This is a genomic window from Streptomyces sp. NPDC015346 (assembly GCF_043078785.1).
Classification (GTDB): Bacteria; Actinomycetota; Actinomycetes; order Streptomycetales; family Streptomycetaceae; genus Streptomyces.
Genome location: NZ_JBIBTW010000005.1, coordinates 569,762 through 589,446, shown reverse-complemented (window position 1 = coordinate 589,446; position 19,685 = coordinate 569,762). Strand labels below are relative to the sequence as shown.

Genomic DNA, 19,685 nt, shown 5'->3' with positions numbered 1-19,685 from the left:
CGTACCGGTCAGAAGTCCTCGTCGAGGTCCACCGAGCCCTCGACCGCCACCTGGTAGGCGGACGGGCGGCGCTCGAAGAAGTTCGTCAGCTCCTGGACGCCCTGGAGCTCCATGAACGCGAACGGGTTCTCGGAGCCGTACACCGGGGCGAAGCCCAGCCGCTGCAGCCGCTGGTCGGCGACGCACTGCAGGTACTCGCGCATCGACTCGGTGTTCATGCCCGGCAGCCCGTCGCCGCACAGGTCGCGGCCGAACTGCAGCTCCGCCTCCACGGCCTCCTTCAGCATGTCGGTGACCTGCTGCTGAAGCGCGTCGTCGAAGAGCTCCGGCTCCTCCTTGCGGACGGTGTCCACGACCTCGAAGGCGAAGTTCATGTGCATCGTCTCGTCACGGAAGACCCAGTTGGTGCCGGTGGCCAGGCCGTGCAGCAGGCCGCGGGACCGGAACCAGTAGACGTACGCGAAGGCGCCGTAGAAGAACAGGCCCTCGATGCACGCGGCGAAGCAGATCAGGTTGAGCAGGAAGCGGCGCCGCTCGGCCTGCGTCTCCAGGCGGTCGATCTTCTCGACCGAGTCCATCCAGCGGAAGCAGAACTGCGCCTTCTCGCGGATCGAGGGGATGTTCTCGACGGCGTCGAACGCGGCGGCGCGGTCGTCCGGGTCGGGAAGGTAGGTGTCGAGCAGCGTCAGATAGAACTGGACGTGCACGGCCTCCTCGAACAGCTGACGCGACAGATACAGCCGCGCCTCGGGGGAGTTGATGTGCTTGTAGAGCGTCAGCACCAGGTTGTTCGCCACGATCGAGTCGCCCGTCGCGAAGAACGCGACCAGCCGGCCGATCATGTGCTGCTCACCGGGGGTGAGCTTGGCGAGGTCGGCGACGTCGGAGTGGAGGTCGACCTCCTCCACCGTCCAGGTGTTCTTGATCGCGTCCCGGTAGCGCTCGTAGAAGTCGGGGTAGCGCATGGGGCGCAGCGTCAGCTCGAAGCCCGGGTCGAGAAGGTTCTTTTCGGCGTTCGGAGTAGGCATTACTGGCAGGCCTCGCAGGACTCGGGGTTTTCGAGGGAGCAGGCGACCGCGTCTTCGGGGGTCGCCTGTACGGGAATCGGGGCCGCGGCCTGCGCCGCGCGGGCGATCCGGGTCGCCGGGCGGGAGCGCAGGTAGTACGTCGTCTTCAGGCCCTGCTTCCAGGCGTACGCGTACATCGACGACAGCTTGCCGATCGTCGGCGTCTCCAGGAACAGGTTCAGGGACTGCGACTGGTCCAGGAACGGGGTCCTGGCCGCCGCCATGTCGATCAGGCCGCGCTGCGGGATCTCCCACGCCGTGCGGTACAGCTCGCGGACCTCGGCCGGGATCCAGCTGAACCCCTGCACCGAGCCGCTCGCCTCGCGCAGCGCCTCACGGGTCTGCGCGTCCCACACGCCGAGCTTCTTCAGCTCGTCCACGAGGTACGCGTTGACCTGGAGGAACTCACCGCTGAGCGTCTCGCGCTTGAAGAGGTTGGAGACCTGCGGCTCGATGCACTCGTACACGCCCGCGATCGAGGCGATGGTCGCGGTCGGCGCGATGGCGAGAAGGAGGCTGTTGCGCATGCCGACGGCCGCGATCCGCTCGCGCAGCGCCGCCCAGCGCTCCGGCCAGTTCAGCTCGACGTCGTAGTGATCGGGGTGCAGCACACCGCGGGCCGCGCGGGTCTTCTCCCAGGCCGGCAGCGGACCGTTGCGCTCGGCGAGGTCGGCCGACGCCTCGTAGGCGGCGAGCATGATCCGCTCGGCGATCCGGGTCGAAAGCGCGCGCGCCTCGGCGGAGTCGAAGGGCAGCCGCAGCTGGAAGAAGACGTCCTGGAGACCCATCGCGCCCAGGCCCACCGGCCGCCAGCGGGAGTTGGAGCGCCCGGCCTGCTCGGTCGGGTAGAAGTTGATGTCCACGACCCGGTCGAGGAAGGTGACGGCCGTACGGACGGTCGCGTCGAGCCGCTCCCAGTCGATGCCGGAACCGACCACGAAGGCGCCGAGGTTGACGGAGCCCAGGTTGCAGACGGCCGTCTCGCCGTCGTCCGTGACCTCCAGGATCTCCGTGCAGAGGTTGGAGGAGTGGACCGTGTGCCCGGGCTCCGCCGTCTGGTTGGCCGTGCGGTTGGAGGCGTCCTTGAAGGTCATCCAGCCGTTGCCAGTCTGGGCCAGGGTCCGCATCATCCGGCCGTACAGGTCGCGGGCCGGCATCGTCTTGCGCGCCAGGCCGGCCGCCTCGGCGGCGCGGTAGACCGCGTCGAACTCGTCGCCCCACAGGTCGACGAGCTCGGGCACGTCCGCCGGGGAGAACAGCGACCACTCGGCGTCGGCGTTCACCCGGCGCATGAACTCGTCCGGGATCCAGTGCGCCAGGTTGAGGTTGTGCGTACGCCGCTGGTCCTCACCGGTGTTGTCGCGCAGCTCCAGGAACTCCTCGATGTCCGCGTGCCAGGTCTCCAGGTAGACCGCGGCCGCGCCCTTGCGCCGCCCGCCCTGGTTGACGGCCGCGACGGAGGCGTCCAGCGTCTTCAGGAAGGGGACGATGCCGTTGGAGTGGCCGTTGGTGCCGCGGATCAGCGAACCCCGGGAGCGGACGCGGGAGTACGACAGCCCGATGCCGCCCGCGTGCTTGGAGAGCCGCGCGACCTGGTGGTAGCGGTCGTAGATCGAGTCCAGCTCGTCCAGCGGGGAGTCGAGCAGGTAGCAGGACGACATCTGCGGGTGGCGGGTGCCGGAGTTGAAGAGCGTGGGGGAGGAGGGGAGGTAGTCGAGCCGGCTCATCAGGCCGTACAGCGCGGCGACCTCGTCCAGCGCGCGGACGCTCTCGTCCTCGGCGAGCCCGCAGGCCACGCGCAGCATGAAGTGCTGGGGGGTCTCGATCACCTGGCGGGTGATCGGGTGGCGCAGCAGATAGCGCGAGTAGAGGGTGCGCAGACCGAAGTAGCCGAAGCGGTCGTCGCCCGCCGGGTCGAGGAGGGCGTCGAGCCGCTCGGCGTGCAGGGCGACGAACGCGGCCGTGCGGTCGGCGATCAGGCCCTCGCGGTGGCCGACGGCGACCGAGGCGGAGAAGGAGACCGCGCCCTGGCCGGCCGCCTCTTCGGCGATGGTGACGGTCAGGAGCCGGGCGGCGAGCCGGGAGTACGCGGGGTCCTCGGCGATCAGACCGGCGGCCGCCTCGGTGGCCAGCTCGCGCAGCTCCGCCTCGTCCGAGCCGGCGTTGCGGCCGCGCAGCGCGGCGGCGGCGACCTTGCCGGGGTCGGTGTCGGGGAGATCGGCGGTGAGGTCGGTCAGGGTCCGCAGCAGCAACGTCCCGGGGCCGTCGCCCTCGGCTGCGCTCCGGACTCCGTCGCTCTCGATCGCGGTGGCCTCGGCTGTTGCCGGATCGGCGGGCGCGATGGTCACGTGGGGGCTCTCCCTCGCTCGGCTCGGGGCCGTCGGGGGGAGGCGGGCAGCCGCGCGCCCGTACGCAGGGCAGCGCCGCGCCACGGCCCACTCCGCGAGGCCCGGACGTCTGTGGCACCCGGAACGGACGGACCGGGCGCACTGTCGACAGGTGCTCGGACTCACCGGACGCGCATCCGCGGATCCGGTACACCGTTGCGGGACAGTTCCGGATTTCCACCGGATTCCCCTGCGACGACAGCGAGCTTGAGCATACATGTGGGGGGCGCTCCTCGAAGCACCCCCCACATGTAGTGTCGTTGGGCGTCAGAGCTCCATGCCGTACGTGAGCAGGGGATCCATCTCGGAGATCGGCCTCCAGTCCCGGTCAGGGGTACGGACGAAGCCCATCCGCTCGTAGATCCGGTGCGCGGACGCCATGCCGGGCTGGGTGGAGAGCACCAGACGCCGGCAACCCTCGGCCTGGCGCGCCCGCGCGACACAGGCCCGCACGAGCGCCTCACCGACGCCCCGGCCGCGGGCGCCCTTCGCCACGGCGAGCATCCGGAACTCGGCCTCGCCGTCGCCGGCGATGTCGGCCCACGGGCTCCCGCCGACGGCGAAGGTCACCCCGCCGAGCACCGTGCCGGAGGCGTCCACCGCCACGAGCACCTCGGCCTCGGCGTCCCGCCGGGCGACGTCCCGCAGGACGTGGAGGTAGCCGTCCTCCTCGCCGAAGTCGAGGTGCCCGTCGTCGAGATAGGCCCGCGCGGTGAGTTCGCCGAGGGCCTCGTACTCCTCGGGCCGTATCGCTCTGATGGTGAAGTCCATGTCGGCAGTGTGCCGCCGGTCACCGGCCCCGCCCAACGATTTCCCGCCGGGTACGGCGGGGGGCGAACGCGGCGGGCCGCCGCCCTCCCCGCGAGGGGGAAGGCGGCGGCCCGCCGGACGGCCGGTGAGGGCTCAGCAGCAGCGGAACCCCTCGCGCGGATCGGCCTCCCGCGCGTCGGTGCGGCTGCGCTCGAACTCCCGCCGGGTCATCACCTCGGCGCCCGGGTCGCAGCTCCTGGCGTGGGCGACGTACCGGTCGTACACGGCCTCGCCGGACAGCTCCCGCACGTACCAGCGGATTCCGCGCACCGCGCGCCGCAGATGGCGGAGCGTGTTCGCCGTGCTCATGCCGAGCCGGTCCCGGCCGGCACGTCACCCCGCGGCTCGTCCGGTGCGCCCTCCTTGCGGAAGCCGCCGCCGGTGCCGAGTCCGGCGGCCACCAGCTCCGCCTTCTCCTCCCGGGTGGGGAACATGCCGGCGGGTGCGACCAGCTTCGACTCGGTGTGCGGAGCCTCGGAGAGCCGGACGCCCTCCGGGTTCCTGATCGCCTTGAGGCAGACCCGGCCCGCGTCGGCGATGACCACGATGATGAGGATCGCGAACAGGGCGGACAGCACGCCGTCCACCGTGGAGTTGGTGACGACGGTGTGCATGTCGTCGAGCGACTTGGCGGGCGGGAGCACCTTGTCGGCGTCGATGCCCGCCTGGTACTTGTCCCGCTGGGCGAAGAAGCCGACCCGCGGGTCCTCGGAGAAGATCTTCTGCCAGCTCGCGGTGAGGGTGACGGCGACGTCCCAGGCGAGCGGGACGCCGGTGACCCAGGCCCACTTCAGTCGGCCGGACTTGATGAGCAGCGTGGTGCAGACGGCCAGCGCCACGGCGGCGAGCAGCTGGTTGGCGATGCCGAACAGCGGGAACAGCTGGTTGATGCCGCCCAGCGGGTCGTGCACGCCGACCCAGAGGAAGTAGCCCCAGCCGCCGACGACGACCGCGCTGGCGAACCAGACGCCCGGCTTCCAGCTGACCTGGCGGAACGGCTTGTACACGTTGCCCAGCATGTCCTGGAGCATGAACCGGCCGACGCGGGTTCCCGCGTCCACGGTCGTGAGGATGAACAGCGCCTCGAACATGATCGCGAAGTGGTACCAGAAGGCCTTCATCGCGGTACCGCCGATGACGGCGGAGAAGATCTCCGACATGCCCAGCGCGAAGGTCGGCGCACCACCCGTCCGGGAGAGCAGGCTCGCCTCCTCGACGTCCTTGGCCGCCTGGGCCAGCGCCTCGGGGGTGATCGTGAAGCCCAGGTTGGCGACGGCCTCGGAGGCGGACTGGACCGTGGTGCCGACGACTCCCGCGGGGGAGTTGATGGCGAAGTACAGACCCGGGTCGATGATGCACGCGGTGATCATCGCCATGATGGCGACGAACGACTCGGTGAGCATGGCCCCGTAGCCGATCATCCGGACCTGGGTCTCCTTCTGGATCATCTTCGGGGTGGTGCCCGAGGAGACCAGGGAGTGGAAGCCGGAGAGCGCGCCGCAGGCGATGGTGATGAAGACGAACGGGAACATCGAGCCGGCGAAGACCGGACCGTCGCCGCGCGTCGCGAAGTCCGTGACGGCGTCCATCTTCATGGTCGGCAGGGCGATGACCACGCCGAGCGCCAGGAACACGATGGTGCCGACCTTCATGAAGGTCGACAGGTAGTCGCGCGGGGCGAGCAGCATCCAGACCGGGAGCACGGAGGCCAGGAACCCGTACACGATCATCCAGATGACCAGGGTGCCCGGTTCGAGCGTGAAGGTGTCCGCCCAGGACGACTCGGCGACCCAGCCGCCCGCGACGATGGCGAGCAGCAGCAGCGCGACGCCGATGACCGAGACCTCGGTGACCCGGCCCGGGCGCAGGACGCGCAGATAGACGCCCATCAGCAGGGCGATCGGGATCGTCATGCCGATGGAGAAGACGCCCCACGGGGAGTGGGCGAGGGCGTTGACGATGACCAGGGCCAGCACCGCGAGCAGGATGATCATGATCGCGAAGACGGCGATCAGCGCGGCCGCGCCACCGAACGGGCCGATCTCGTCCCGGGCCATCTGGCCCAGCGACCGGCCGTTGCGCCGGGTGGAGAAGAACAGCGTCACCATGTCCTGGACGGCGCCGGCGAAGATGACACCGACGATGATCCAGATGGTGCCCGGCAGATAGCCCATCTGCGCGGCGAGCACCGGGCCGACCAGCGGACCCGCGCCGGCGACCGCCGCGAAGTGGTGTCCGAAGAGCACCCTGCGGTCGGTCGGGTGGAAGTCGACACCGTTGTCGAGGCGTTCGGCGGGAGTGGCCCGCGTCTTGTCGACCTTCAGGACGCGCCGGGCGATGAAGCGGGCGTAGAAGCGGTAGGCGATCGCGTACGAGCCGAGTGCGGCCGCGAGCATCCAGGCGGCGGAGATGTCCTCGCCGCGGGAGAGCGCGAGCACGCCCCAGCCCGCCGCGCCCACCAGGGCGACGAGCGACCAGATGGCGATGGACTTGGGCGTGAGGCCTTTTCGCCCGGTATCGGGTGTTGCTTCCGGCACTGGCATTGCTGCAACCGTCCCCTCGCTGATCACCGTGTAATGCGCAGGAAATCTAGGCGCTGGCTTCGCGCAGCGTCACCCCCCGTCCGCATATCGGTACGGCAACGCTTTTCCGCGCAACTGCCCGGCGGGCGACGGGAAAGGCCCCGCGGAGGGTGTCCGCGGGGCCTCTTCGGGCCGTTCGGCCGATGGTTCTGTGGGACGCGGCCGATGGGTCTCGGCCGGTGGGTCTCAGCCGTTGGGACGCTTGAGCCTCGCCACGAACTTGTACCGGTCGCCGCGGTAGACCGAACGCACCCACTCCACGGGCTCCCCCTGGGCGTCCAGCGAGTGGCGGGAGAGCATCAGCATCGGCAGCCCCACGTCCGTACCGAGCAGGCCGGCCTCGCGCGGGGTGGCGAGCGAGGTCTCGATGGTCTCCTCGGCCTCGGCCAGGTGCACGTCGTAGACCTCGGCGAGCGCGGTGTAGAGCGAGGTGTACTTCACCAGCGAACGCCGGAGCGCCGGGAAGCGCTTGGCCGAGAGGTGCGTGGTCTCGATCGCCATCGGCTCGCCGCTCGCCAGACGCAGCCGCTCGATCCGCAGCACCCGCCCGCCGGCCGCGATGTCCAGGAGTCCGGCGAGGGTGTCGTCGGCGGTGACGTAACCGATGTCGAGCAGCTGCGAGGTGGGCTCGAGGCCCTGCGCCCGCATGTCCTCGGTGTACGAGGTGAGCTGCAGGGCCTGCGAGACCTTGGGCTTGGCCACGAACGTGCCCTTGCCCTGGATCCGTTCGAGCCGGCCCTCGACGACGAGCTCCTGCAGGGCCTGGCGCACGGTGGTGCGCGAGGTGTCGAACTCGGCGGCGAGCGTGCGCTCCGGCGGGACGGGCGTGCCGGGCGGCAGCGTCTCCGTCATGTCGAGCAGGTGTCGCTTCAGTCGGTAGTACTTGGGCACGCGAGCGGTGCGGGTGGCGACGCCACCCTCCTTCTCCGTACTGCCCGCGTCCGTGGCCATGGCCTGCCTTCCCGACTCCTGTGCTGCTGCCGTCACCGGCTCCTCCGTCTGTCGCGGCTCACATGGTGGCACGGACCGGTCACGGGTCGTCGCCCTCCCTCAGGTGTCGGTCCGATAACGGACGCGACTGCCCTTCTTATACACCCTTGACACCCCTAAAGGTCTAGGCCAAGCTCCGGGTACTGGTCTAAACCATTAAAGACCAGGTCCCAGCCCCAACGAGCTTTACTCGGCGTATGTCTTCGCGCGGTGGGCAGGGGTTGCAGGCATCCCTGAGGAGGGTGGCGTGAAGCGCAAGCTCATCGCGGCGATCGGCGTCGCGGGCATGATGATCAGCATCGCTGCGTGTGGCGGTTCCGGCAAGGGTGGGGACTCGGCCGGAGGCGACGTCAAGGAGATCACCGTCTGGCTGACGGTGGACGCCCAGAACAACTGGCCCGAGCTGGTCAAGGCCGCCGACGACGCGGTGACCAAGAAGCACCCGGGCATCAAGATCAACCACGAGTACTACGGCTGGCCGGACAAGAACACCAAGCTCGACGCGGTGCTCGCCACGGACAAGGCTCCGGATGTTGTCGAGATGGGCAACACCGAGATGATCAGCTACATGGCCAAGGGCGCCTTCGCCGAGGTCGACGCGTCGAAGTTCGAGAACTCGGACAAGTGGCTCGACGCCCTCAAGGACTCGGTCACCTACAACGGCAAGACCTACGGCGTCCCCTACTACGCCGGTGGCCGCGTGGGCACCTGGCGCAAGGACATCGCCGCCGAGGCCGGCGTCAAGGCCGCCCCGAAGACCTGGGCCGAGCTGACCGCCGCGCTCGACGCCATCCAGAAGAAGAAGGGCGACAAGTTCAGCGCCTGGTACCAGCCGTCGCCGGACTGGTACGCCGCGATGTCCTTCGTCTACGACGCCGGCGGCTCCATCGCCGAGCAGAACGGCGAGACCTGGAAGGCGAACCTGTCCTCGCCGGAGTCCATCAAGGGCCTCACCGAGTACAAGAACATCGTCGAAAAGTACATGCACGGCGACAAGACCAAGGACGAGTCCGACCGCCCGGTCGTCTTCGGCCAGGGCAACGCCGCCACCATGTTCGCCGCCGGCTGGGAGGGCGCCACCGCCGCCGACCCGAAGACCGACAAGGTCGGCGGGCTGAAGGACAAGCTCGAGAACTTCGTGATGCCCGGCCCGTCCGGCAAGAACCTCCCCGTCTTCCTCGGCGGTTCGGACCTGGCCATCCCGGTCAAGTCCAAGGCGCAGGGCGTCGCGGCGGAGTGGATCGCCGCCTTCACCGGCGCCGAGGGCCAGAAGGGCCTCGTCGCCAAGGGCAACCTGCCCAACAACAAGGCGGACCTCGCCCCGCTGAAGGCCGACCCGGCGACCACCGTCGCGGCCACCGCGGCCGAGTCCAGCTGGTTCGTGCCGACCGCCCCCGGCTGGGGCCAGGTCGAGAAGGCGCAGACCCTCAAGACGATGCTGATCGACATCGCCAACGGCAAGAAGTCGGTCGAGGCCGCCGCCAAGGACGCGGACGCCGCGATCGACAAGGTCATCAACACCAAGTGACCTGTGGGCAGGGCCCCGTCGTCCCTGAGGAGAACCGAGCCTCGGAACAGGGCGTGATGACGGGGCCCTGCCGCCCGTATGCACGAGAGGGACCGCTGAGGAGCACGGGATGAGTGCCGCAGACACAACCACCGCGAAGGTGCCGCCGGTGCGGCAATCGCCATCGTCCGGCTCCGGAGCCGGGACCCCCGGGAGACCCGGGAAGAAGCCGTCCACGGGTGTCGGCGGAGGCGGGGGCGGGATCCCCTGGCTGCTGCTCGCGCCCTGCCTGCTCGTCCTGCTCCTCGTACTCGGCTATCCGCTGGTGCGCCTGGTCACCCTCTCCTTCCAGAAGTTCGGCCAGCCGCAGCTCTGGGGCTTCCAGGAGGCCGAGTCGGCCGGCTTCGAGAACTTCTCGAAGATCCTCGGGGACACCGAGTTCTGGACCGTCGCCCTGCGGACCGTGATCTTCACCGCGGGGGCGGTGATCCTCACCATGGTCCTCGGCATGCTGATCGCGCTGCTGCTCCAGAAGGTCTCCGGCTGGGTCAAGGCCCTCGTCAACATCGTGCTCGTGGCGAGCTGGGGCATGCCCATCATCGTCGCCACCGCCATCTTCAAGTGGCTCTTCGACGCCGACTACGGCGTGCTCAACTGGCTGTTGAGCAGGCTGCCCGGCGTCGACATGATCGGTCACAACTGGTTCGCCAGCGGCCCCCAGGGCCTCGCCGTGATCATGCTGCTCGTCGTCTGGGGCGCCGTGCCCTTCGTCGTGATCACCCTGAGCGCCGGCCTCACGCAGGTGCCCAAGGAGCTCGAGGAGGCCGCCCGCCTCGACGGCGCCGGAGCCTGGGGCGTCTTCCGCTTCGTCACCCTGCCGATCCTCAAGCCGATCATCGTCATGCTGACCACGCTGTCGGTGATCTGGGACATGGGCGTCTTCCCGCAGGTGTACGTGATGCGCAACGGCCATCCCGAGGCCGAGTTCCAGCTCCTGACCACGTACTCCTTCGACCGGGCGTTCGTCGTCAACGACTACGGCACCGGCTCGGCGATCGCGCTCGTCACGGTCGTCCTGCTGCTCGGCGTCGTCGCCGTCTACATGCGCCAGATGCTCAAGATCGGAGATGTGGAGTGAGCACCGCGACCGCGCGGACCACGACCGCGCAGCCCACACCCGCGCGAACCGCGCCGCCCGCCGTCACCCGGCGGCGCCCGTCCAAGCTCGGCTGGAACCTGCTGGGACTGCTCGTCTTCGTCACGGCCGGCTTCCCGGTCTACTGGATGGTGAACACGGCCTTCAAGCCGGCCAAGGACGCCATCGACCCGGACCCGCACTTCTTCCCCTCCACCTTCACGCTGGAGAACTTCAAGCGGGCCCTGGAGATCGCGGACTTCTGGGGACCCGTCCTCCGCAGCTTCGTCGTCTCGAGCGTCGTGGTCGTCATCGGGATCATCGTGGGCATGCTGGCGGCGCTCGCCATCTCCCGCTTCGCCTTCCGCGGCCGCAAGATCGTCATCGTCGGCATCCTCGCCGTCCAGATGGTCCCGCTCGTCGCGATGATCATCCCGGTCTTCCTGCTGCTCAACGACCTCGGCCAGTACGACAGGCTCAGCGGCCTCGTCATCACGTACCTGACCTTCGTCCTCCCCTTCACGGTCTGGACGCTCCGCGGCTTCATCGTCAACATCCCGAAGGAGCTGGAGGAGGCGGCCATGGTCGACGGCTGCACCCGCACCGGCGCCTTCGTCCGGGTCGTCTTCCCGCTGCTCGCCCCGGGCATGGTCGCCACGTCCGTCTACGCCTTCATCCAGGCGTGGAACGAGTACCTCTACGCCCTGATGCTGATGAGCCAGCAGAACCAGACGGCCACCGTCTGGCTCTCCAACTTCATCACCAAGAACGGCACCGAGTACGCCCCGATGATGGCCGGCTCGACCATGATGGCCGTCCCCATCGTGATCCTCTTCCTCCTTGTCCAGCGCAAGATGGCGGCGGGCCTCACCGCCGGCGCGGTGAAGGGATAACGCAGCCCCATGACGACTCTCGTACGCGGCTCCCAAACCCTGACCCGTGACGCGCTCACGGTCCTCCAGCCCGGCTTCACCGGCACGACCGCCCCCGACTGGCTGCTGCGCAGGATCGGCGAGGGCCTCTCCTCCGTGGGCCTCTTCGGCCGGAACATCGTCTCGCCCGAGCAGCTCGCCGCGCTCACCGCGCGGCTGCGGGCCGAGGGGGACGACGTCCTGGTCGCCATCGACGAGGAGGGCGGGGACGTCACGCGCCTGGAGGTCCGGCACGGCTCCTCGTTCCCCGGCAACCACGTGCTCGGCTCGGTCGACGACGTGGATCTCACCCGGGCCGTCGCCCGGGAGCTCGGCCGCCGGCTCGCCGAGTGCGGGGTCGACTTCAACTGGGCGCCCTCGGCGGACGTGAACTCCAACGCCGAGAACCCGGTCATCGGCGTCCGGTCCTTCGGCGCCGACCCGGAACTGGTCGCCCGGCACACCGTGGCGTACGTCGAGGGGCTCCAGGCCGTCGGCGTCGCCGCCTGCACCAAGCACTTCCCCGGACACGGCGACACCAACGTGGACTCGCACCACGCGCTGCCCCGGATCGATGTGGACCTCGACACACTGCACGCCCGTGAGCTGGTACCTTTCCGCGCCGCGATCGCCGCGGGTACCAAAGCGGTCATGAGCGCGCATATTCTGCTCTCCGCGCTCGACCCCGATCGTCCGGCCACCCTGAGCCCGCAGATCCTCACCGGTCTGCTCCGCCAGGAGCTGGGCTTCGAGGGGCTGATCGTCACCGATGGCATGGAGATGCGGGCCATCGCGTCGGCGTACGGCATCGAGCGCGGATCCGTCCTCGCGATCGCCGCGGGCGCCGACGCCATCTGCGTCGGCGGCGGGCTGGCCGACGAGGACACCGTACTGCGACTGCGCGACGCGCTGGTCGACGCGGTACGGACCGGCGAACTGCCCGAGGAGCGGCTGGCCGACGCGGCGGCGCGCGTGCGCGCCCTGGCGTCCTGGACCCAGGCGCACCGGGTCAGGGGGGCTAAGTCGGAGCCGGGCGCGGCAGTGCAGGAGGGGACCGCGCCCGGCACCGAGATCGGGCTCGTGGCGGCCCGCCGGGCCCTGACGGTGACGACGGGGGAGCGGCACACGCCGATGACCGGCGCTCCCTATGTCGCGGCCTTCACTCCGGTCGTCAACTTCGCGGTCGGCGACGAGACGCCGTGGGGCGTCGCGGCGGAGCTGGAGCGGCTGCTGCCCGGCACCGCGACGGGCTCGTACGACACCTCCTCGGTGGACGCGGTGCTCGCCGCCGCGGGCGAGCGCCGGATCGTGGCGGTGGTACGGGACGCCCACCGGCACCCGTGGATGACCGAGGCCCTGGACGCCCTGCTCGCGGTCCGCCCGGACACCGTGGTGGTCGAGATGGGCCTGAACGGCTCGGAGCCCCGCGGCGCGCTGCACATCGCCACGCACGGCGCGGCGCGGGTCTGCGGCCGGGCCGCGGCGGAGGCCATCGCCGGCGTCTGACAGCCGTTACGGGGAGGGGCCCGGCACCTGAACAGGTGCCGGGCCCCTCTTTCCGTAACTCTTCCCGTAAGGCCCTTAGATGCCCTGCCAGGCGGGCTTGTTCGCGAAGGTGTGGCGGAAGTAGTCCGCCAGCTTCAGCTTGGACGCGGCCGCCTCGTCCACCACGACCGTGGCGTGCGGGTGCAGCTGGAGCGCGGAGGCCGGTACGAGCGCGGCGACCGGGCCCTCGACGGTCTGGGCCACGGCGTCGGCCTTGCCCTCGCCGGTGGCCAGGAGGACCAGGTGGCGGGCCTCCAGTATGGTGCCGATGCCCTGGGTGATGACGTGGTGCGGCACCTGCTCGATGTCGTCGTCGAAGAAGCGGGCGTTGTCGACCCGGGTCTGTTCGGTGAGCGTCTTGATCCGGGTCCGGGAGGCGAGCGAGGAGCACGGCTCGTTGAAGCCGATGTGCCCGTCGGTCCCGATGCCCAGGATCTGCAGGTCCACACCGCCGGCGTCCCGCAGGGCCCGGTCGTAGGCCTCGCAGGCGGCCTGGACGTCCTCGGCCGAACCGTCGGGGCCCATGAAGGCCTCCGGAGAGAGCCCGAGCGGCTCGACGACCTGGCGCAGCACGGTGGAGCGGTACGACTCCGGGTGCCCGGCGGGCAGCCCGACGTACTCGTCCAGCTGCGCGATCCGCGCCCGCGAGGCGTCCAGGGCGCCGGCCTCGACCTGCGCGATCAGGGCCTCGTAGATGGGCAGCGGTGTCGATCCGGTGGCCACGCCGAGCAGCGCGTCGGGCTTGCGGCGCAGGAGGCCGGCGATGCCGTCGGCGATGAGCGCGCCGCCTGCCGTGGCGTCCGGGACGATGACAACTTCCACGCTGTGCCTGCCGATCGTGTGAGGGGCCTGGTGGTATAGACCAATCATAGCGAAATCTAGCAGAGGAAGGGGCTCCCGCTCAGGTCCGTCCGAGAGCCGGATCCGGACCTTTCCATCGTCGGCCGCGACCACCCCGGGGGCCACTCGGCATCGGGTGGGGGGAGCCTCTCGCGACAGCGATCCGCAGGCCGACAGGCCCCGGAAACACCCGCGGGCCGCGGCGCCTGACGGGACCCTCAACCCGTCCGGCACCGCAGCCCGGAGCTTGCCCGGCCGGGGGTGTGCGGTCCCGCGGCCGTTATTGGGAGGTCTCGGCGCAGTCAGGGCAGAGAGCGCCGGGTACCTCGTCCACCCTCCTGTGCGGGGAGGGCGGAGGTCATGATGGGATGCTGCTCGGCCATTGTGGACTAGACCATTCGGTAAGTCCATCCATGCGACCGGCGTGCTTCCCGGTCCATCCTCCAACACGAACGCCCTGAGATCCAGGTGCAGCGCCCCCCGATTCCGCGGGTACGCTCGCATCTGTGCCCTCCATGAACGACCTCGTACGCCAGCACACCGCTCTGAGTGAGTCCGACCTCGAGTGGCTCCACCTGCTGGTCTCGGAGTGGCAGCTGCTCTCCGACCTCTCCTTCGCGGACCTCGTCCTGTGGGTCCCGACCCTGGACGGCACCCGCTACGTCTCCGTCGCCCAGATGCGGCCCAACACCGGCCCGACCTCCTACCAGGACGACATGGTCGGCCACCTGGTCCCGCGCGGCCGCCGTCCGCTGCTCGACGCCGCCCTCGACGAGGGCCGGATCGTGCGCGAGGGCGACCCCGAGTGGCGCGAGGAGGTTCCGGTACGGGTCGAGTCCATCCCCGTCCGCAGGGAGGGCCGTGTCCTCGGCGTCATCGCCCGCAACACCAACCTGCTGACGGTACGGACCCCGAGCCGGCTGGAGCTCACCTACCTCCAGTCCGCCTCCGACCTGGCCCAGATGATCGCCGCCGGCGCCTTCCCCTTCCCCGGCGAGGTGGTCGACATGGACTCCTCGCCGCGCGCCGGCGACGGCCTGATCCGTCTCGACGCCGACGGCATCGTCCAGTACGCCTCGCCCAACGCCCTCTCCGCCTACCACCGGCTCGGCCTCGCCGCCGACCTGGTGGGCCAGCACCTCGGCCAGATCACCGCCGAACTCGCGCCCTCCCGCGGCCCGGTCGACGAGGCCCTGGTGAAACTGGCCTCCGGATACGCGCCCCGCGAGGCGGAGGTCGAGGGCAACGGCGGTGTCATCCAGCTGCGCGCGATCCCGCTCAAGCCCAAGGGGACCCGCATCGGTTCGCTCGTCCTGCTCCGTGACGTCACGGAACTGCGCCGCCGCGAGCGAGAGTTGATCACCAAGGACGCCACCATCCGGGAGATCCACCACCGGGTGAAGAACAACCTCCAGACGGTGGCCGCGCTGCTGCGCCTCCAGGCCCGCCGGATGGACTCCGACCAGGGGCGCGAGGCCCTCAACGAGGCGGTGCGCAGGGTCGGTTCCATCGCGATCGTCCATGAGACGCTGTCTCAGAACCTGGACGAACGGGTCGAGTTCGACGAGATCGCCGACCGGGTGATCGCGATGGTCGCCGAGATCTCGCCCGGCAAGGTCACCTGCCGGCGCAACGGCCGCTTCGGCATCCTCGACGCCGAGGTCGCCACCCCGCTGTCGATGGTCCTCACCGAGATCCTCCAGAACGCCCTGGAGCACGCCTTCGCGCCGGGGGAGCAGGGGACGGTGGAGGTCACGGCCGTCCGCGGCGAACCCCGCGCCGACGCCCGGCTGTTGATCACGGTCCAGGATGACGGCGGCGGCCTGCCCGAGGGCTTCGACCCGCAGCGCGCCGGGAACCTGGGGCTGCAGATCGTGCGGACGCTGGTGGAGGGCGAGTTGGGCGGCAGCTTCGACATGCTGCCGGGCGCCGGGCGCGGCACCAAGGTCGTCCTCGACATCCCCGTACAGCACCAGAAGTAGCCGTACAGGACGGAAGACAGCAGCGAGCCCCGGACCGAAGGAGATCGGTCCGGGGCTCGAATGCTGTGGGTTTACTGCTGCGCGCTGCGGCTCGGGGGCGGTGATGACGCACGCGATGTGCGCGCCGCTTGCCTCAGGCTTGTCAGGGTGTTCAGGCGCTGGCGTTGCGCGCCCGGTTGCGAGCGGCGCGGCGCTTCATGGCACGGCGCTCGTCCTCGCTGAGGCCACCCCAGACGCCGGAGTCCTGGCCGGACTCGAGCGCCCACTGCAGGCACTGCTCCATGACGGGGCAGCGGCGGCAGACGGCCTTGGCTTCCTCGATCTGCAGCAGCGCAGGACCGGTGTTGCCGATGGGGAAGAACAGCTCGGGGTCTTCCTCACGACAAACGGCGTTGTGACGCCAGTCCATGGCTGCTACCTCTCTTGGTATTACGTGCGGGTTGCTTGTGAATGTGAACGCTTTCACGAATCCCCCCGCAAGGGAAGGGCCGACTGCCAGATGAACTGGTGTGGTCCTTGGACTGAGGAGGGGTTCTGGCTCTCAGTGGAGGCCGGTGTTGCGGGCCGTCCCGATCGCCATGAAGAGATTCGCAAACCTCGGCGGCGGATACAACCCCTTCAGGAAAGTTTTTTTTGATTCCTCGGTGTCGGCTAGGTCACAGCCGTACTTCTTAGGGGTGGATGGCAGCCTAAACGTTCGAGTGAAAGGACTTTCGGCCCTTCCGCTCACACAATCACACGCAGTGCACGGCGTACGCCTGTGAACGTCACGCTCGTACGCAGTCCAAGGTGGTCTCCGTCCATCTGCAGGGGGAGGGGAACCTTCGAATGCAAGGTGAAGTCGGTCAGATCGTGCAGAGAGGCCGCGTGCTTGCCCCGGGGTCCGCGCTCGGGGGTCGAGGTCAGCAGCTGGGTGGCGTACCGGGCCACCGCGGCGGTCGAGAGCCGGCTCAGTCCGAGGACGTCCAGGGCGGTCTCGAAGGAGGCCTCCGGGGACGCGTACACCGGGCGATTGCCCAGGTAGGTCCAGGGGGAGGTGTTGCAGATTATCGACAGGACCAGGTCCTCGACCGGGTCCGCGCCGGGGCGCTCCAGGGTGATCGTGCCGCGCCGCCGGTGCGGTTCCTCCAGGAACTGGCGGACCACCTGACGGAGGTAGAGGGCGTGCGTGGATCTCTTGCCGCGCTCCCTCTGCTGTTCGACCCGCCCGATCACACCGGCGTCGAACCCGAAGCCGGCGCAGAAGGTGAACCAGCGGGCCGGCACCGCCTCGTCCTCGGTGCCGGGGGTCCCCGACGCCAGGCCGAGGCTCACGGTGCGTGCACGGCGCTCACGCAGGGCGTCCAGGAGTGCTCCGGTCGCCTCCACCGCGTCGTTCGGCAGGCCGAGCGCCCGGGCGAAGACGTTCGTGGAGCCGCCGGGGACGACCGCGAGCCCGGGCAGCCGGTCGGGGTCCGGGCCGCCGTGGAGGAGTCCGTTGACCACCTCGTTGACGGTGCCGTCCCCGCCGAGGGCGACCACGAGCTCGACGTCCTTCGACTCGGCGGCCCGTCGGCCGAGGTCGCGGGCGTGACCGCGGTACTCGGTGGTGACGGCCTCCAGCTTCATCTCGCTCGCGAGTGCGTGGATGAGGACATCACGCGTGCGGGCACTGGTGGTGGTTGCTGCCGGATTGACCACGAGAAGTGCGCGCATGGCCGCCAGCGTACCTACCCGGTGGTACCGGGCCCAGAGGGGTGGGGCCGCCGGGCCCCGCTACCCTGCCAGGTATGAGCAGTACGGAACAGACCGCCGAGCAGCCCGCCGAGGAGACCTCCCGCCCCGCCCGTCTGACCGCGGCGGCCGCGGTCGCCGGGATCGAGGCGCTGGCGCTGGTGGCCGGAGGCCTGTACGTCCTCGTGACCGGAATCACCGGCGAACCGGACGATCTGACCCAGGCCGTCACGGCCGGCGCGACGCTGGTCGCCCTCGGACTGATCCCCGGCGCGGCGGCGCGCGGACTGCTGCGGCGCAAGGCGTGGAGCCGCGGCCCGGCGATCATCACCCAGATCCTGGCCCTGCCGGTCGCCTGGCAGCTCCTCCAGGCGAACAGCGGGCTGATCCCGGCGGGCATCGCCCTCGCGGCCCTCGCCGTGACCGGCCTGGTGCTCCTGGTGAACCCTGCGACGACCGAGGCCCTGGGCATCGGCCGTCGCGGCGAGGCGTAGACGCGCGGCACGGACGCGAGGCGTGGACGCGAGGCATGGAAGCGGGGTGCGGGGGTAGGGCGAGGCCTATGGCCGTCCCTCCTCCGCCCCCGCTCTCCTCGTCGCTCCTCGTCACTCCTCGACGAGGAGCTTCTCCCGGAGCTGGGCCAGCGTGCGGGCCAGCAGACGGGAGACGTGCATCTGGGAGATGCCGACCTCCTGGGCGATCTGCGACTGGGTCATGTTGCCGAAGAAGCGCAGCAGCAGGATCCGCTTCTCCCGCGGCGGCAGGTCCTCCAGGAGCGGCTTGAGCGACTCGCGGTACTCGACCCCCTCCAGGGCCTCGTCCTCCGCGCCCAGCGTGTCCGCGACCGCCGGGGACTCGTCGTCCGTGTCCGGGACGTCCAGGGAGAGCGTCGAGTAGGCGTTCGCCGACTCCAGACCCTCCAGGACCTCCTCCTCCGAGATGCCCAGGCGCTCCGCCAGCTCGTGCACCGTCGGGGAGCGGCCGTGCTGCTGGGAGAGTTCGGCCGTCGCGGTCGTCAGCGAGAGCCGCAGCTCCTGCAGCCGACGCGGCACCCTGACCGCCCAGCCCTTGTCCCGGAAGTGGCGCTTGATCTCGCCGACGACCGTCGGGGTCGCGTACGTCGAGAACTCGACGCCCCGCTCCGGGTCGAACCGGTCCACCGACTTGATCAGACCGATCGTCGCGACCTGCGTCAGGTCGTCGAGCGGCTCGCCGCGGTTGCGGAAGCGCCGGGCCAGGTGCTCGACCAGCGGCAGGTGCATCCGTACCAGCCGATTGCGCAGCTCCGCCTTCTCCGGGGAGCCCTCGGGCAGCTTGCGCAGCTCGATGAAGAGCGCCCGCGCACCGCTCCGGTCATGCGGATCCGGAGCCTCCTGCGGCTCGGACGCCTCCGGGGCCTCGGGCGTCCCTGAGGTCCCGGAGCCCTCATGGGCCTCATGGCCCTCGGGTGTCCGGGAGATCTCGGGGGCATCGTTGTGCTGCTCGTGCTCGCTCATCTGGACCGCCTGCTCCGTAGCGACCTCGACCTCGACCTCCGGATGCGGCCGCGCCTGCTGCTCAGGGATGCCGGCCGTCGCGTCCCCGCTCCTCACGCCGGGCCTGGCCCCGCGCCGCGCTGTTTGTACAGGCTGATGGAGACCGTGCGGTCGTCCGCCACGGAGGACTCGACCTTCCCGGCCAGCGCCGAGAGCACGGTCCACGCGAAGGTGTCCCGCTCCGGCGCCCGGCCGTCCGTCGTCGGGGCCGAGACCGTGACGTCGAGCGAGTCTTCGACCAGGCGGAAGACACAGCTGAGTACGGACCCCGGCACGGCCTGCTGGAGCAGGATCGCGCAGGCCTCGTCGACCGCGATCCGCAAGTCCTCGATCTCGTCGAGGGTGAAGTCCAAGCGCGCCGCGAGACCGGCCGTGGCCGTACGCAGCACGGACAGGTAGGCACCCGCAGCGGGCAGCCGGACTTCCACGAAGTCCTGGGTCCCGGGCTCGCCTGCGATCTGGGACACCCTCACCTCCAAGGTGGCACAAGCTCATTCGGGGCCCGGGGAGAAAGCCCCCGAACCGGGCGGTACGCAGTCGGTTGCGCGATCCGCCGTGACGCTATCGCGATCCATGCCGCCGTGTCGCCGTGGGCCCCGGTGGGGACCCCACCCCGCTGTCACTCATGGTAAGTCCATGAGTACACACAGTGGCTAGGGGTCTGCGAGGCCCAAATCCGCG

Annotated in this window: 17 protein-coding genes and 1 riboswitch; of the genes, 6 read left to right on the top strand and 11 right to left on the bottom strand. The window is 70.1% G+C overall.

The annotated features are described in order from the left end of the window. Nucleotides 1–8 precede the first annotated feature (8 nt). From ACF06X_RS21660 to ACF06X_RS21635, 6 genes are all read right to left on the bottom strand, one after another. Nucleotides 9–1,028, bottom strand: coding sequence for a ribonucleotide-diphosphate reductase subunit beta (locus ACF06X_RS21660; protein WP_392288880.1), 1,020 nt, complete (start codon nucleotides 1,026–1,028; stop codon nucleotides 9–11). After that, nucleotides 1,028–3,415 carry a ribonucleoside-diphosphate reductase subunit alpha gene (locus tag ACF06X_RS21655; RefSeq protein WP_392288879.1) on the bottom strand — a complete coding sequence of 796 codons (2,388 nt, stop codon included), beginning with the start codon at nucleotides 3,413–3,415 and terminating at the stop codon, nucleotides 1,028–1,030. The genes ACF06X_RS21660 and ACF06X_RS21655 overlap by 1 nt, the downstream gene beginning before the upstream one ends. 150 nt (nucleotides 3,416–3,565) lie before the next feature. Continuing rightward, nucleotides 3,566–3,644, bottom strand: a riboswitch (cobalamin riboswitch). 77 nt (nucleotides 3,645–3,721) lie between these two features. Further along, on the bottom strand, nucleotides 3,722–4,225 hold the full coding sequence (locus ACF06X_RS21650) for a GNAT family N-acetyltransferase (RefSeq protein ID WP_392288878.1): 504 nt from the start codon (nucleotides 4,223–4,225) through the stop codon (nucleotides 3,722–3,724). A gap of 132 nt (nucleotides 4,226–4,357) precedes the next feature. After that, nucleotides 4,358–4,573 (bottom strand): YbdD/YjiX family protein, encoded by a 216-nt coding sequence (locus ACF06X_RS21645; protein ID WP_392288877.1) that lies wholly within the window; start codon nucleotides 4,571–4,573, stop codon nucleotides 4,358–4,360. Then, nucleotides 4,570–6,807, bottom strand: coding sequence for a carbon starvation CstA family protein (locus ACF06X_RS21640; protein WP_392288876.1), 2,238 nt, complete (start codon nucleotides 6,805–6,807; stop codon nucleotides 4,570–4,572). The genes ACF06X_RS21645 and ACF06X_RS21640 overlap by 4 nt, the downstream gene beginning before the upstream one ends. 225 nt (nucleotides 6,808–7,032) lie before the next feature. After that, entirely contained in the window at nucleotides 7,033–7,797 is a 765-nt protein-coding gene (locus ACF06X_RS21635; protein ID WP_158994681.1) for a GntR family transcriptional regulator, read from the bottom strand. A gap of 286 nt (nucleotides 7,798–8,083) precedes the next feature. Here ACF06X_RS21635 and ACF06X_RS21630 point away from each other — a divergent pair, with 286 nt between their 5' ends. The 4 genes from ACF06X_RS21630 to ACF06X_RS21615 all read left to right on the top strand — a co-directional run bounded on the left by ACF06X_RS21630 (nucleotide 8,084) and on the right by ACF06X_RS21615 (nucleotide 12,895). Further along, nucleotides 8,084–9,364, top strand: coding sequence for an extracellular solute-binding protein (locus ACF06X_RS21630; protein WP_392288875.1), 1,281 nt, complete (start codon nucleotides 8,084–8,086; stop codon nucleotides 9,362–9,364). Between the two features lie 109 nt (nucleotides 9,365–9,473). Next, nucleotides 9,474–10,481 (top strand): carbohydrate ABC transporter permease, encoded by a 1,008-nt coding sequence (locus ACF06X_RS21625; RefSeq protein WP_392288874.1) that lies wholly within the window; start codon nucleotides 9,474–9,476, stop codon nucleotides 10,479–10,481. A gap of 98 nt (nucleotides 10,482–10,579) precedes the next feature. Further along, nucleotides 10,580–11,371 carry a carbohydrate ABC transporter permease gene (locus tag ACF06X_RS21620; protein ID WP_392289042.1) on the top strand — a complete coding sequence of 264 codons (792 nt, stop codon included), beginning with the start codon at nucleotides 10,580–10,582 and terminating at the stop codon, nucleotides 11,369–11,371. Between the two features lie 9 nt (nucleotides 11,372–11,380). Beyond that, complete coding sequence (locus ACF06X_RS21615) at nucleotides 11,381–12,895, top strand: glycoside hydrolase family 3 protein (RefSeq protein WP_392288873.1); 1,515 nt, start codon at nucleotides 11,381–11,383, stop codon at nucleotides 12,893–12,895. Between the two features lie 75 nt (nucleotides 12,896–12,970). On the opposite strand, the gene nagB is transcribed toward ACF06X_RS21615, so the two are convergent. Beyond that, the gene (gene nagB, locus ACF06X_RS21610) at nucleotides 12,971–13,756 is read right to left on the bottom strand and encodes a glucosamine-6-phosphate deaminase (protein ID WP_392288872.1); all 786 of its coding nucleotides are present in this window, start codon (nucleotides 13,754–13,756) and stop codon (nucleotides 12,971–12,973) included. A 533-nt stretch (nucleotides 13,757–14,289) separates the two neighbouring features. On the opposite strand from nagB, the gene ACF06X_RS21605 reads away from it, so the two are divergent. After that, entirely contained in the window at nucleotides 14,290–15,756 is a 1,467-nt protein-coding gene (locus tag ACF06X_RS21605; protein ID WP_392289041.1) for a sensor histidine kinase, read from the top strand. Nucleotides 15,757–15,907: 151 nt separating this feature from the next. On the opposite strand, the gene ACF06X_RS21600 is transcribed toward ACF06X_RS21605, so the two are convergent. Beyond that, nucleotides 15,908–16,165: a WhiB family transcriptional regulator gene (locus ACF06X_RS21600; RefSeq protein WP_003953983.1), complete on the bottom strand. Its 258-nt coding sequence runs from the start codon at nucleotides 16,163–16,165 to the stop codon at nucleotides 15,908–15,910. Between the two features lie 317 nt (nucleotides 16,166–16,482). After that, on the bottom strand, nucleotides 16,483–17,451 hold the full coding sequence (locus ACF06X_RS21595; protein WP_392288871.1) for a diacylglycerol/lipid kinase family protein: 969 nt from the start codon (nucleotides 17,449–17,451) through the stop codon (nucleotides 16,483–16,485). Between the two features lie 74 nt (nucleotides 17,452–17,525). On the opposite strand from ACF06X_RS21595, the gene ACF06X_RS21590 reads away from it, so the two are divergent. After that, on the top strand, nucleotides 17,526–17,963 hold the full coding sequence (locus ACF06X_RS21590; RefSeq protein ID WP_392288870.1) for a hypothetical protein: 438 nt from the start codon (nucleotides 17,526–17,528) through the stop codon (nucleotides 17,961–17,963). 111 nt (nucleotides 17,964–18,074) lie between these two features. Here ACF06X_RS21590 and ACF06X_RS21585 read toward each other — a convergent pair whose 3' ends face one another. Together ACF06X_RS21585 and ACF06X_RS21580 are read right to left on the bottom strand one after the other, a co-directional pair. Continuing rightward, the gene (locus ACF06X_RS21585) at nucleotides 18,075–19,061 is read right to left on the bottom strand and encodes an RNA polymerase sigma factor SigF (RefSeq protein ID WP_392288869.1); all 987 of its coding nucleotides are present in this window, start codon (nucleotides 19,059–19,061) and stop codon (nucleotides 18,075–18,077) included. Beyond that, the gene (locus tag ACF06X_RS21580; RefSeq protein WP_351184013.1) at nucleotides 19,058–19,471 is read right to left on the bottom strand and encodes an anti-sigma regulatory factor; all 414 of its coding nucleotides are present in this window, start codon (nucleotides 19,469–19,471) and stop codon (nucleotides 19,058–19,060) included. Before ACF06X_RS21580 ends, ACF06X_RS21585 begins: the two co-directional genes overlap by 4 nt. Nucleotides 19,472–19,685: the final 214 nt, after the last annotated feature.

Coding starts and splice junctions, on each gene's coding strand:
- ACF06X_RS21645 (WP_392288877.1), bottom strand. CDS start 4,573: ATGAGCACGGCGAACACGCTCCGCCATCTGCGGCGCGCGGTGCGCGGA.
- ACF06X_RS21595 (WP_392288871.1), bottom strand. CDS start 17,451: ATGCGCGCACTTCTCGTGGTCAATCCGGCAGCAACCACCACCAGTGCC.
- ACF06X_RS21635 (WP_158994681.1), bottom strand. CDS start 7,797: ATGGCCACGGACGCGGGCAGTACGGAGAAGGAGGGTGGCGTCGCCACC.
- ACF06X_RS21650 (WP_392288878.1), bottom strand. CDS start 4,225: ATGGACTTCACCATCAGAGCGATACGGCCCGAGGAGTACGAGGCCCTC.
- ACF06X_RS21640 (WP_392288876.1), bottom strand. CDS start 6,807: ATGCCAGTGCCGGAAGCAACACCCGATACCGGGCGAAAAGGCCTCACG.
- ACF06X_RS21590 (WP_392288870.1), top strand. CDS start 17,526: ATGAGCAGTACGGAACAGACCGCCGAGCAGCCCGCCGAGGAGACCTCC.
- ACF06X_RS21600 (WP_003953983.1), bottom strand. CDS start 16,165: ATGGACTGGCGTCACAACGCCGTTTGTCGTGAGGAAGACCCCGAGCTG.
- ACF06X_RS21625 (WP_392288874.1), top strand. CDS start 9,474: ATGAGTGCCGCAGACACAACCACCGCGAAGGTGCCGCCGGTGCGGCAA.
- ACF06X_RS21615 (WP_392288873.1), top strand. CDS start 11,381: ATGACGACTCTCGTACGCGGCTCCCAAACCCTGACCCGTGACGCGCTC.
- ACF06X_RS21660 (WP_392288880.1), bottom strand. CDS start 1,028: ATGCCTACTCCGAACGCCGAAAAGAACCTTCTCGACCCGGGCTTCGAG.
- ACF06X_RS21605 (WP_392289041.1), top strand. CDS start 14,290: ATGAACGACCTCGTACGCCAGCACACCGCTCTGAGTGAGTCCGACCTC.